The organism is Pontibacter korlensis (assembly GCF_000973725.1).
Classification (GTDB): Bacteria; Bacteroidota; Bacteroidia; order Cytophagales; family Hymenobacteraceae; genus Pontibacter; species Pontibacter korlensis.
The window spans coordinates 2,826,741-2,839,263 of record NZ_CP009621.1; the positions used below are offsets into that span (position 1 = coordinate 2,826,741).

Sequence of the window (12,523 nt, forward strand, 5' to 3'; positions counted from 1 at the left end):
CACTGTGAGAAATAAGAGCAAGAAGAAGAAATTTGAGATACTCGAGCAAGTACGCATCGAGGAGATGGTGGCGGAGGGCAAATGCCTGGCGCGCCATAATAACATGGTGATTTTTGTGGGTGGTGTGGCCCCCGGCGACGTGGTGGACCTGCGCATAACCCGCAAAAAGAAGAGCTTTATGGAGGCTGAGGCCGTTGCTTTTCATGAGTTGTCGGAGCTGCGTGTGCAACCGTTTTGCGAGCACTTCGGCACCTGCGGCGGCTGTAAGTGGCAGCACATTGGCTATGACACACAGCTGTTCTATAAGCAGAAACAGGTAAAAGATAACCTGGAGCGCATTGCTAAGGTGCCGCTTCCGGAATTTGATCCTATACTTGGCTCTGAGAAAACACGCTACTACCGCAATAAGCTGGAGTATACTTTCTCTAACACCAGCTGGCTTACCAAAGAGCAGATACAGTCGGGGCAGGAGTTCGACCGTAACGCTTTGGGCTTTCACATCCCAGGCCGCTTCGATAAGATCCTCGACATCAAGCATTGCTATCTGCAGCCAGATCCTTCAAACGCTATTCGTCTGGAGGTAAGGGCGTATGCTAAGCAGCACGACCTGCCGTTCTTTGACATCGTGAAGCAGGAAGGCTATATGCGCAACCTGATTATCCGTACAGCCAATACAGGCGAGGTAATGGTGATCGTGCAGGTGTATGAAGACAGGCCGGAGGTAATGGAGGCGCTGATGCAGCACCTTGCCACGACTTTCCCGGAGATCACATCGCTGCAGTATGTTGTAAACTCCAAAGGCAACGAAACCTTCCACGACCTGGAGGTAGTGTGCTACAAAGGGTTGCCGTACATCCACGAAGATATGGAAGGCATCAAGTTCAGAGTGGGGCCAAAGTCGTTCTACCAAACCAATGCTGATCAGGCTTACGAGCTCTACAAGAAGACGCGTGAGCTGGCTAACCTGACCGGCGATGAGCTGGTGTATGACCTTTATACCGGAGCCGGTACCATTGCAAACTTTGTAGCGAAGCAGGCACGTGAAGTGATCGGTATCGAGTATGTTCCGAGCGCGATTGAGGATGCTAAGATCAACTCACAGATCAATAACATCACCAACACCACCTTCTACGCCGGTGATATGAAAGACATCTTGTCGGATGAGCTGATCGAGCGCCACGGCAGGCCGGATGTGGTGATTACAGACCCGCCACGCGCCGGTATGCACGAAGATGTAGTGAAAAAGCTGCTGCAGGTGCACCCGAACCGTATTGTGTACGTGAGCTGTAACCCAGCCACGCAGGCCCGCGATGTGGATTGGCTGTCAGAGAAGTATGATGTAACGCGTGTGCAGCCGGTAGATATGTTCCCGCAGACACACCACGTAGAGAATATTGTATTGTTAACAGCTAGATAGACACAAGTATCAAGGCACAAGACCTTTTTAAACGAGTCCTGTGTCTTGATACTTGTATCCTTTTAAAAGATATGGAAAACGATCCGGAACTGAATGGTAAATACCTGGGCACTATCTCAAAGGATTTTGTGGTGGTGGCCGAAACGCTGAAGGAGGCATCGTACCAGGTGCGCAAGCGTAAGATTTCCGAGTACCCTATTTTTGTGTTCAGCCGCACACAGGTGCCGGTAGGCTCTGTATTCCTGGCCAAAGAGGAGGTAGCGCTGGACTGGCATATTAATGCCTCATACCTGGAGGACTTCGTGAACCGCCAACTGGTGGTGGAGGATAAGGTAGAGGAGTTTAAGGCTGCTTACAAAGACGCCGACGAGTTCTGCTGCCTGTTTGTAGTAGACGGGGAGTTTCAGAACTTCGTGTTCATCCCTTACCCGGAAGATTGATTTCGGGCGTAAGACACAAGATTAAAGACAAAAACCCAAGGAAGCTTAGATAGCCTCTCTTGGGTTTTTTATTAAGGTGCCAGGAAGAAGTCCTATGCCCTTGTGTCGTGATACTTGTGTCTAAAAACGCTCCGCGTCTTAAAAATGGCTCCAGCCCTGTGCTTTCAGCGGGAAGACCTGTCCGGTTTTAGTAGCCAGGTTAACGCCTTCACTTTCTTCAGTTATTTTGCCAATAATGGTGATGTCTGGGTGGTTTTTTAGCTCATCGTAGGCTGACAGGGGTACAGTAAAGAGCAATTCATAGTCTTCGCCACCGTTCATGATGCAGGTCAGTGGGTCCATGTTGAATTCCACGGCTGTCTCCAGCATCTGCGGGTCAGCAGGCAGGTTGTCTTTAAATACTGTGGCCCCTACCTTAGACTGGCTGCAGATGTGGAACAACTCTGAAGCAAGCCCGTCTGAAATATCAATCATAGAGGTTGGTTTGATGCCGCGCTCCTTCAGGTCATAAATCACATCCATACGAGCCTCAGGGCGCAATTGGCGACCCACGATGTACTGCTTGTCCTCCAACTCTGGCTGCATGTCCGGGTTAGCAATAAATGCCTGCTTCTCCCGCTCCAGTATCTGCAAGCCCATATAGGCCGCACCTAAGTCGCCTGTTACACATACCAGGTCGTTTAGCTTAGCACCATTACGGTACACAAGTTGGTCTGGGGCTGCCTCGCCAAGGGCTGTAACACTAATTACCAGGCCAGCGGCAGAGGAAGTAGTGTCGCCGCCTACCAAATCCACTTTGTAGCTTTCGCAGGCCAAACGGATGCCTTCATAAAGCTCTTCCACGGCCTCTACGGTAAAGCGTGCACCAACGGCAATGTTTACGGTAATCTGCGTAGGCTTAGCATTCATGGCAGCAATGTCTGACACATTTACAGCCACAGCCTTATAGCCCAGGTGCTTGAGAGGACAGAAGGTAAGGTCGAAGTGCACGCCTTCCAGCAGCATATCAGACGACACTACCACTTGCTTCTCTTTTGGCTCCAGCACAGCTGCATCGTCACCAATGCCTGTGATAGTGGACTCATTACGAAGCTCGATCTTCTCTTTGATCTTCCGGATCAGGCCAAACTCGCCTACGGCACTTAAAGGAGTATATTCGCTCATGTTCTTTCTGTTTAGGTAGGCAAAGATACGAAATAAGAAACAGAGGTGATGTACTGGCTTATAAGCTCCTCTAACAACCTCTGCGCCTTTAGCTTGTTATCTACTGATACAGTTATCTACTCCAATGCTTTTTTAAGTAAAAAGTTGAAACTAAACAAATAAAATGTTTGTACATTATATGTACGTACATTAAATTTGCAGAAAGCTTCTGAAAAGCTAAAACAAAATACTGATCAACCTTAAAATAAATAAGAGAATGTCTACATCTGTTGAAAATAGCATAGCCATCCACACTTTAATTGAGAATCGCTGGAGCCCGCGCGCTTTCAGCAATGAGAGCGTGAGTGACGAGCAAATGGAAGCGTTGTTTGAGGCGGCACGCTGGGCACCATCAGCTATGAACGAGCAGCCTTGGCGCTTTATATATGCCACCAAAGAGGATGAAGCAGCTTTTAAACAGCTTGCGGATTGCCTGGTGGAAGGTAACAGTTGGGCAAAGAAAGCCTCTGTGCTATTTGTTTCCATAGCTAAAAAGAGCTACGACTTTAACGGGGATCCGAATGCCTATGCCTGGCACGACGTTGGGCTGGCTACAGGTAACTTACTGCTGCAGGCTACTGAGTTAGGTTTGCACGTACACCTGATGGGCGGTTTTAATGCTGCTAAAGCGAAAGAGGTGCTAGGTATTCGGGAAGGCTTTGAGCCTGTTTCTATGGGTGCTGTTGGTTATGTGGGTGATCCTGAGTCGTTGCCAGAAAACCTAAAGGCAAGAGAGATGGCTCCGCGTCAGCGCAAGCCACTGAATGAACTGGTATTTAAAGGCGAGTGGAAATAAAATAAGCAATTTCTAAAGTACAGAACTATGAGCAAGAAAGTAATTCATAAAGCAAATACACGCGGCCATGCTAACCATGGCTGGCTGAACTCTCACCACACCTTCAGCTTTGCACGTTATTATAATCCTGAGCGCATGGGCTTCGGTCTGCTGCGCGTGCTGAACGATGACGTGGTGGCTCCTGGCATGGGCTTTGGGACACACCCTCACGATAATATGGAAATCGTTTCGATTCCAATCTCAGGCTCACTAGCACACCAGGATAGCACGGGTACACAAGAGGTAATCCGCACGAACGAGGTGCAGATTATGTCGGCAGGTAGTGGACTGACGCATTCAGAATACAATGGCTCCAAAACAGAACCTGTGAACTTTTTACAGATCTGGGTGTTCCCTAAAGAGCAGGATATTGATCCGCGCTATGGCCAGAAAGCCTTTAAGCCGGAAGACCGAGAGAATAAACTGCAAACGGTTATCTCTCCTGAAAAAGACGGAGAAGCCCTTTGGATAAACCAGGATGCATGGTTTACCCTGGGCACACTGAAAAATGGCTTCTCTGAGGAGTATACATTCTATAAGCCTGGTAACGGCCTCTACGCTTTTGTGATAGATGGAGAAGTGGAAGTAGATGGAGAGAAGCTGAGCAAGCGCGACGGCATGGGCATTAGCGAGGTAGATAAAGTTTCGATCAAGGCCTCAGGTGATGCAGAGCTGTTATTAATGGAAATTCCCATGAAATAGATATAGTGTTTAGTGATTTAAGTAGGAACCCTGGCAGATGCTGGGGTTTTTCTTTTTTAGCGCAGGTGCCGCATAATGGCATAGGGTATCGGTGCCCATACTGCAGTTCTCACGCCCATACTCTTCAGCCCTTGGTTTACCCAATTGTTGCAGTTCTTTAGAAGGTAGAATCTTCCATGAGCTTCGTAGAATGTGTCTTGGCCTGAGTAGCCGGAGCCGCTAATGTGCATATACCTCCCATTGTCTTGTTGCACAAAAGAATTATCAATATAAGTAATCAGCTGCTGGTACTGCTCTGGTGTAATTTGCAGAGGGCGTTGCCTTTTGGTAGGAATAAGTTTGGAGCGAATATACTCCACATGCATGGCTGTGCGGGTGGGCCAAAGAGAGGCAGTAATAGCTACACCTGGTGTTAAGTCTTTCCACTCGGGCGTTTCCATGTAAAAGCGCCGGTCGCCCCACCCGAAGGCAACATAGTAGTAAGTACTATCTACGCCACCAAAGTGGGGGAGTGGTAACTTTCTGCGCCAATCTATGTAGGCAGTGGATACAGGCACTACAATATCGGTATGGACGCCATTTGAGGTAATAAAAATTTCGATGTATTCTTCCTGGGGCTGTACCTGAGCGTAACCTTCGTTAACTGTTATGCTGCTCAGTAACAGCGCTGCTAGCAGAAAAAGAACTGTTGCGCCCACTGTAGCCGCGGCTAACCAAAGTAAAAGGTCTGTTATTTTTCTTTGCACGTAACGCATACTTCTAATTACGTGTATAGCAGCAGAAGTATATAGGGCTAAAAAACAAAACCCGATGCAAAGCATCGGGTCTGAGTGAAGTTTAGTTAGTTTAGTTTCGTCTTTAATTTCGCCCCAGCTATATGCCAATGCTGGTAAAATATTTTACAGTTGTTTTGGCTGAAGATACAGGAGCATTACTCCTGTGGGCTAACTGCTGGTGCAAACCTGCAGCTGCGATTTGTTTTCAACGATAGGTAGGGCGAAAGGAAACCCGAATCAGGTTTCTGGTGCAAAGGTAAAATATTTTACGAATGTTTGAACATCTTTTACCTAATTAATAGAAAATTAAGAAACCTTTGAAGGGTATGAAAAGCTCTACATAGTAAGCTCATTTGCCATATTCACTGTTTTTGCGCAGATTGTCTGTTATTAAAGACTCCACCAAAGTTCTTATTCAGAAAAGAAGATGATAATAAATACGCTAAAGCGTTTCGCAGCTTTGTGCCTTGTGCTTTTGAGCATGCAGGTAGCCTTGGCTCAGCAGAAATTGCAGACACCAGCCCAGTTCCTGGGTTATGAGTTAGGCGAGCAGTTTACCACACAAAACCGCATCTTGGATTATGTTCACTATTTAGCTGCACAAGCTCCCAACCGCATGAAAGTGGAAGAGTACGGGCGCACCTACGAGAACCGTCCATTGGTGCTAGCCTTTGTGGCCTCTGACGAAAATCTGTCGCGCCTGGAGCAAATTCGGGAGAATAACCTGCGACAGGCGAAGCTACAAAGTGGGCAGGTGCAGGGGGATCAGCCTGCCATTGTGTGGATGAGCTACAATGTGCACGGCAATGAATCGGTTAGTTCGGAATCGGTAATGCAGGTGATGTATGATTTGGTGAACCCAGACAATGCACAAAGCCGTCAGTGGCTGCAAAACACCGTCGTCATTCTGGACCCCATGGTAAACCCCGACGGCCGCGAGCGCTATGTACAGTGGTACAAACAGGCTTCCAACCGCGGAGGCAATGCCTCGCCTTATGCATGGGAGCATTGGGAGCCATGGCCAGGAGGCAGACCAAACCACTACTATTTTGACCTGAACCGCGACTGGGCATGGCAAACGCAGGTGGAGTCGAAGCAGAGGCTACAGGTTTACAATAACTGGTTGCCACAGGTACACGCCGACTTTCACGAAATGGGTGCTGAGTCGCCTTATTACTTCTCGCCGGCTGCCAGACCATTCCACGAGAGCATAACACCTTGGCAGCGTCAGTTCCAGAATATCATAGGCGATTATAATCGCGAATACTTCGATAAAAATAACTGGCTATACTTTACACGCGAAAGCTTCGACCTATTTTATCCAAGTTACGGCGACACATGGCCGACCTATAACGGTGCCATTGGTATGACTTATGAGCAAGGAGGATCAGGCCGTGCGGGCCTAGCTTACAAGAAATCAGATGGCGACACCCTGACATTGGCAGACCGTATTGCGCACCACGTAGCCGCAAGCGAGGCTACCATTAAAGCTACTTCTGAAAAAGCTGATCAATTAAAGCAGGAGTTTAGCAAGTACTATAGCAATAGCCTGCGTAATCCGGAAGGGGAGTATAAATCTTACGTAATAAAGCATACTGCCACCAGTGCTGGTAACCTGAAGATGCTAACAGATTACCTGGAGCAGCAAGGGATACAGTATGGATATGCTGGTAAGAGCGGATCTCTGCGGGGCTACAACTACAGCAATGGCAAAACAGAAAGCGTAAGGCTGTCTCCTCAGGATGTTGTTATCAGCATGTACCAGCCAAAGTCTGTGCTGGTGAAGGTGTTGTTCGAACCAAAATCTGCGCTGGAAGACTCCCTCACATATGATATTACCTCCTGGTCACTTCCTTATGCTTACGGTGTGCAGGCCTATGCGGTGCCAGGCAGAGTAGATGTGAGCAACTCAAAGCCAGCAGCCCCGGCTCCTGCACAGATCAGCATCGAAAAGCCTTATGCTTACCTGGCCCGCTGGACAAACCTGCTGGACCTGAAGTTTATGACACAGTTGATGCAGCAAAATGTAAAAGTGCGCATGGCAGAGCGGCCTTTCGAAATAAACGGCTCAAGGTATGAAGTAGGCACGCTTATCATTACCCGTACTGGCAATGAGCGTTTGGGCGATAAGTTTGATACCACTGTACGTGAGTTAGCGCAAAAACAGAACATAGCACTTGCTGCCACCAATACCGGTTTTGTGAGCAGCGGCGCTGACTTTGGCTCTGGTAATGTTCGTTTCCTTAACATGCCTAAAGTAGCCGTGATGACCGGGGAGGGTGTTTCGCCTTATGGATTCGGGGAAGTGTGGCACTTCTTTGAGCAGCAGATAAATTACCCGATCACGGTGCTGAACACTTCATACTTCAGCCAGGTGCCGCTACAGGAATTTGACGTACTGATTCTACCAACAGGCTCCTACAGCAAAGTGTTGGACGACAAAACACTTGAAAAAGTGCAGGAGTGGGTACGCGGTGGTGGCAGGCTGATTGCCATGGAGAGCGCAGCAGGTTTCCTGGCTGGTAAGAAAGGTTTTGAGTTGAAGAAAAAAAGTGAAGAGCGTGAGGAGAAGGAAGCTGATAAAAAGAGCAAGAACCCTTATGAAAACCTGCGCACTTACGCTGAGCGTGAGAGAGAGGCCCTGGAAGGAGAGGTGCAAGGTAGTATCTACCGTGTAGACCTGGACAAGACTCATCCGCTAGCTTTTGGCTATGGCGACAACTACTTTGCTCTTATCCGTTCTGCCAACACCTTTAGCTTTATGGAAGATGGGTGGAACGTAGGTGTACTGAAGAAAAACAACCACGCCGCTGGTTATGTGGGCCAGGGAGCCAAGCAGAAACTGCAGGATGCTCTTATACTCGGTGCACAAGAGATGGGCAGAGGACAAGTAGTTTACCTAGCAGACAACCCGCTCTTCCGTGGTTTCTGGCAGGGAGGTAAGCTACTCTTCGGAAACGCTGTTTTTGTTGTAGGGCAGTAGCACAACTTAAAGTATAAAAAATCCCCTGTTCTATAGTAGAGCAGGGGATTTTTTATTTGAAACGGCAGGATCTGCAGTGCGTTTGGAAAAACTAGGCTGTAGCCTGTTATATAATACTGGTAAACCCACCCCTAACCCCTCCGAGAACGGGCATCGCAACATCCCCTTACGCCCCCTTCAAAGGAGGAGGAGTAGCAAAGGCAGGGGTTAGCGAACCTGATTCCAGTCCTTGGGTTGAGCACCTTGTGCATGTTGCGATGCCCGTTAAGGGCATCCCGCAGCGGAGCGAGGAGCAGCTTCAGGCACACCGCGCGATGCCCTTATCGAGGGCCCCTACCCACTACTGTTCGAAACCTGCTCATGTGACCAAATTCTCCATTTTAGCAGGGTCTCCGCCGCAGAACAGCACGATTTGCCGGACTATTTCTGTGTCCAGCTCCTGGGCGAAACGCATCTTGGCGCGCCGGTCGCTGTCGAGCTTGCGGTAGACGATGAGCAGCAGGGCCACGATCAGAGTCATGCAGCGCATGACCTGGATGCCGTTCATCTCCCGGGTGACCAGGTGCCCGGGCTGCAGGTGCTGCTTTAGGAACTTGATGAGCCCCTCGATCTGCCAGCGCTCCTGGTAGATGGCCGCCACCTGGTAGGCCTCCAGCCAGGTGATGCTGGTGACAAACCAGATCTCTTCCCCCGAGGCCCGGACCTTGACCAGCCGCAGCGGCCTGCCCGCGTAGTGGGCGCCCCGCTCCCGGAAGCAGACCCAGGCATCGCTCAGGACGGTGACGGTGGCCCCTTGCGGCTGGGCGCCCACTGCCAGGGGCTCCTGTTCCCGGTAGTGGGAGCCCACCTTGCAGCGCGTGACAAAGACTCGGCCCTGCTCGTCGAGCTGTGCCAGGGCCCGCTTCGACTGCACGCCCCGGTCAAAGACCACGATACCCGGGCGGGAGATCTCCTCGGAGAGGATCGTCTCGGGCAGGGCGCAGTCCTCGCTCAGGGCCTCCCGGTTGGTGAACACGCGCACCTGGCAGGGCAGGCTGCCTTTCATGGCCAGCGTGCACTTGAGCTGGCAGTGCCGCTGCGCGTGCGCATGCTCCAGTCCACCAGCCGGGCTGAGACGGCGATCAGCGTCGAGTCGTAGCGCACCAGCGCCCGCTCCTGACCCAGGTGGCGGTTAAAGCGCTCAAAGAGCAGCTCGAAGATGGCCCGGAAGTACTCCACGCGCATGGTCACGATCCGGTCCCGGATGGAGTTATGGCGCGTGGTCTGCCCTGCTCCAGATCAGCCAGGGTGCGGAAGCGCAGCGAGGAGTAGAGTTCCTCCATGACGCTCGAGGCTCGCCCTGCCCCCATCCAGCAGCGAGAGCAGTAGCAGCTGGAACATCACCCGGCCGCTGAGCTTCTTGACCTGATGGTCCACCTGCGTCTGGGCCGCCAAAAACGCCAGGTCGCCTTCCGGGATAAACGCCAGTAAATCCTTTGCCTTCATCTCTGCCTCCTTCTATACATACCCGCTATAGAATACGTACCTAAAAAGGTTTCGAACAGTAGTGGCCCCTACCCCCAGGACGAGCCCTCGCGGGCTTGAGCGCACCAAAGCCAGATGTGAAACGAGCAGGTTATGAGGCCGTGGATGAACTTAGGCTAGAAAGTATAGCCAGCCTCAAATTACGGGAAGCAGTATAAATCAAAGTCTATACTTGCCTCTGTACTCCTAGCCAGCTGAAAACTACAGCATAAGAGGGTAAGGCTGAATTAGCAGCACAAAGTATAGCCGGAAAAGTAAAGCTTAAACAAGCACTACCTATCCCTACTATAACAATATAGTATAAATGCTTAACTTGCACAGCATCTACACTTAATAGATGCCAAACGTATGCAAACGCAACTGATAATTACGCCACCAGCACCAGAAGAATTCAGCGGCTACATGGGCAACTATGTGCAGCAGGCCAAAACAGAGAACCTGATTGAGGGACTAACTGCCAGCTATGTTTACATTACCGGACTAGTGCAGGGGCTGACGGAGGAGCAGCTGCATTTCCGTTATGCGGAAGGCAAGTGGAGTATCAAAGAACTGATGGTGCACTTGATTGATGCGGAGCGTATCTTCTCTTACAGGGCACTCCGATTTGCACGCCAGGATAAAACGGAACTACCGGGCTTTGATGAGAACCAGTATGCCAAAGTATCCAAGGCTGATTCCCGCGATATCAACTCAATTGTAGCTGAATATACTTCTCTGCGCACTTCTACTATTGAGCTATTCAAAAGCTTTGATGATGAGGCGCTGCAGCAGAGGGGTGTAGCCAGTGGGCAGGAAGTTAGCGTACGTGCGCTAGGTTATGTCATACTCGGTCACGAGGTACACCACCAGAAAATCATACGAGAGCGTTACCTGAAGGGCTAAACCCTATATAGCAACCTTGTTATGCTTGCTGTACTTGCCTATCTTTAGGATTGCGGCTTATCCTGCACTTAAAGATTACCAAGTAACAGCTATGCATTTTACCCGAAGAAATATAGGAATGATCGTAGCGCCTTTGCTGGCACTGCTTGTCTGGATACTAACGCCTGCTCTGGAGTATCAGGCACGTTTGGTGGCTACCATCATGTCTTTTTGCCTGGTGTTCTGGATGACGGAGGTTATCCCGCTCTCCATGACAGCCTTTTTGGGAGTGCTCATAGCTGTTATTTTTGGCGTAGCCGAGATCAATACAGCCTTTCAGAACCTGGGGCATCCCATCATCCTGCTGTTTATAGGCAGTTTCCTGTTGGCCCGCTCCATGACACGGCATGGCCTAGATAAACGCATTGCCCTTTTTATACTTTCACGGCCGTTTTTTCAGCAGAGTCTGTTTCGCCTATTTCTTGGCTTCTCCAGTATCTCCTTCCTGCTCTCTATGTGGGTGAGCAATTCGGTTACAGTAGCCATGCTGCTACCGCTCATAATAGGTGTAACGCAACTCTTGTCTGCCGAACAGGGCAGAGGACCTGCAATATATTTCCTCCTGGGCATAGCCTACAGTGCTTCCATCGGAGGGGTGAGCACCATCATTGGCTCACCTCCAAACCTGATTGGGGTAAATTACCTGGCGCAACAGGGCATCCGGCTTGATTTCCTGCAGTGGATGTACCTAGCCCTGCCGATGTCTTTAAGTATGTATGGCCTTATGCTGCTGTACATGCGCTACTTCCTGAACAAGTGTGGCTATAACAGGCAGTCAGTGCAAGCATATGTAGCCGAGCATCAGCGTCAGAAGGAAAAGCTGCGAATGGGAGAGTTGGTGACAATGGGCGTTTTTGTTATTGCTGTAGTACTCTGGCTGTCACCGGGCGTGCTTAACCTGCTGGGTATGGAGGAGGCTTATACGTTTATGAGCACCTATTTTGCCGAGAGTACGGTAGCTGTGCTGGCGGCGCTGCTTTTATTCCTAATCCCGCCGGGGCAGGAGAACCAGGGTAGGGGAACGCTAACGGCAGAGGACCTGGTAAAGATAGACTGGGATACTATCCTGCTTTTTGGTGGCGGTATGGCGCTGGGGCAGTTGGTAGTAAGTTCTGGCCTTGCCGACATGATCGGGCGAAACATCACTACTTTTGTAGACCCAAACCAACAGGCACTGTTGGTGCTGGTTCTGGTGTTCCTGGTGCTAATGCTAACAGAAATCAGCTCCAATACGGCTATTGCCATCACCTTTGTACCCATTATCATTGGTGTGCTGCAGGGGTTGAACTTACCGGTTCTTTATCCGGTTTTGGGAGTAGTGGTGGCCTGTAGTATGGCTTTTATGCTGCCAGTGGCCACGCCACCTAACGCTATTGTTTATGGTAGCAAACAAGTGCCAATAAGCCAGATGGTGCGAATAGGTTTCCTTCTCAATCTGGTGGCTACATTGCTCATTACTACCCTGGTGTTGCTTTACATGCAGCTGTAAAACACTTTCTAGTTTATCCACAGGAAATACTTACCTTCGCTGCGCTTTTTATTATTTTAAGCTTTGCTTATATTAGATAGTACTTTACTGGAGTATGCTTTGGCAGATCTGCAGGAATTAGCTAGGTGCTGGTTGGGGATATATTGCCACAGGCACTCTTATATGCTTTATTTCACAGTTTTACTGTAATTAGTATGAACTAACCTGTTTTTGTTTCTGGATAAGTACAAGCC

Annotated in this window: 12 protein-coding genes; 7 read left to right on the plus strand and 5 right to left on the minus strand. The window is 49.8% G+C overall.

Going from position 1 to position 12,523, the window contains the following annotated elements; translation table 11 throughout:
- The first annotated feature begins 4 nt into the window (after nt 1–4).
- Nucleotides 5–1,417 (plus strand): 23S rRNA (uracil(1939)-C(5))-methyltransferase RlmD, encoded by a 1,413-nt coding sequence (rlmD, locus tag PKOR_RS12270; RefSeq protein ID WP_046311083.1) that lies wholly within the window; start codon nt 5–7, stop codon nt 1,415–1,417.
- A 71-nt stretch (nt 1,418–1,488) separates the two neighbouring features.
- Nucleotides 1,489–1,857: a hypothetical protein gene (locus PKOR_RS12275; protein WP_046311085.1), complete on the plus strand. Its 369-nt coding sequence runs from the start codon at nt 1,489–1,491 to the stop codon at nt 1,855–1,857.
- 138 nt (nt 1,858–1,995) lie between these two features.
- Here the strand turns inward: PKOR_RS12275 and thiL are convergent, their stop codons facing one another.
- A complete protein-coding gene (thiL, locus tag PKOR_RS12280) occupies nt 1,996–3,021 on the minus strand; it encodes a thiamine-phosphate kinase (protein ID WP_046311086.1) in 1,026 nt (341 codons plus the stop codon).
- 256 nt (nt 3,022–3,277) lie between these two features.
- On the opposite strand from thiL, the gene PKOR_RS12285 reads away from it, so the two are divergent.
- Both PKOR_RS12285 and PKOR_RS12290 read left to right on the plus strand, forming a co-directional pair.
- Nucleotides 3,278–3,856 carry a nitroreductase family protein gene (locus PKOR_RS12285; RefSeq protein ID WP_046311088.1) on the plus strand — a complete coding sequence of 193 codons (579 nt, stop codon included), beginning with the start codon at nt 3,278–3,280 and terminating at the stop codon, nt 3,854–3,856.
- 27 nt (nt 3,857–3,883) lie between these two features.
- Nucleotides 3,884–4,597, plus strand: coding sequence for a pirin family protein (locus PKOR_RS12290; RefSeq protein ID WP_046311090.1), 714 nt, complete (start codon nt 3,884–3,886; stop codon nt 4,595–4,597).
- 56 nt (nt 4,598–4,653) lie between these two features.
- On the opposite strand, the gene PKOR_RS12295 is transcribed toward PKOR_RS12290, so the two are convergent.
- Nucleotides 4,654–5,343 carry a TIGR02117 family protein gene (locus PKOR_RS12295; protein ID WP_158453767.1) on the minus strand — a complete coding sequence of 230 codons (690 nt, stop codon included), beginning with the start codon at nt 5,341–5,343 and terminating at the stop codon, nt 4,654–4,656.
- Nucleotides 5,344–5,800: 457 nt separating this feature from the next.
- Here PKOR_RS12295 and PKOR_RS12300 point away from each other — a divergent pair, with 457 nt between their 5' ends.
- Nucleotides 5,801–8,356 (plus strand): M14 family metallopeptidase, encoded by a 2,556-nt coding sequence (locus PKOR_RS12300; RefSeq protein WP_052738836.1) that lies wholly within the window; start codon nt 5,801–5,803, stop codon nt 8,354–8,356.
- A 358-nt stretch (nt 8,357–8,714) separates the two neighbouring features.
- Here PKOR_RS12300 and PKOR_RS12305 read toward each other — a convergent pair whose 3' ends face one another.
- Genes PKOR_RS12305 through PKOR_RS12315 form a run of 3 tightly spaced genes read right to left on the minus strand, consistent with a single transcriptional unit; the run spans nt 8,715 to nt 9,841 of the window.
- Entirely contained in the window at nt 8,715–9,401 is a 687-nt protein-coding gene (locus tag PKOR_RS12305; protein WP_046311091.1) for a transposase, read from the minus strand.
- On the minus strand, nt 9,398–9,580 hold the full coding sequence (locus PKOR_RS12310) for a hypothetical protein (RefSeq protein WP_046311093.1): 183 nt from the start codon (nt 9,578–9,580) through the stop codon (nt 9,398–9,400). Before PKOR_RS12310 ends, PKOR_RS12305 begins: the two co-directional genes overlap by 4 nt.
- 54 nt (nt 9,581–9,634) lie before the next feature.
- Nucleotides 9,635–9,841, minus strand: a complete 207-nt coding sequence (locus PKOR_RS12315) for a hypothetical protein (protein WP_046311095.1) — start codon at nt 9,839–9,841, stop codon at nt 9,635–9,637.
- A 387-nt stretch (nt 9,842–10,228) separates the two neighbouring features.
- Here PKOR_RS12315 and PKOR_RS12320 point away from each other — a divergent pair, with 387 nt between their 5' ends.
- Both PKOR_RS12320 and PKOR_RS12325 read left to right on the plus strand, forming a co-directional pair.
- Nucleotides 10,229–10,762 carry a DinB family protein gene (locus tag PKOR_RS12320; protein ID WP_046311097.1) on the plus strand — a complete coding sequence of 178 codons (534 nt, stop codon included), beginning with the start codon at nt 10,229–10,231 and terminating at the stop codon, nt 10,760–10,762.
- A gap of 91 nt (nt 10,763–10,853) precedes the next feature.
- Complete coding sequence (locus PKOR_RS12325; RefSeq protein WP_052739121.1) at nt 10,854–12,290, plus strand: SLC13 family permease; 1,437 nt, start codon at nt 10,854–10,856, stop codon at nt 12,288–12,290.
- The last annotated feature ends 233 nt before the right edge of the window (nt 12,291–12,523 follow it).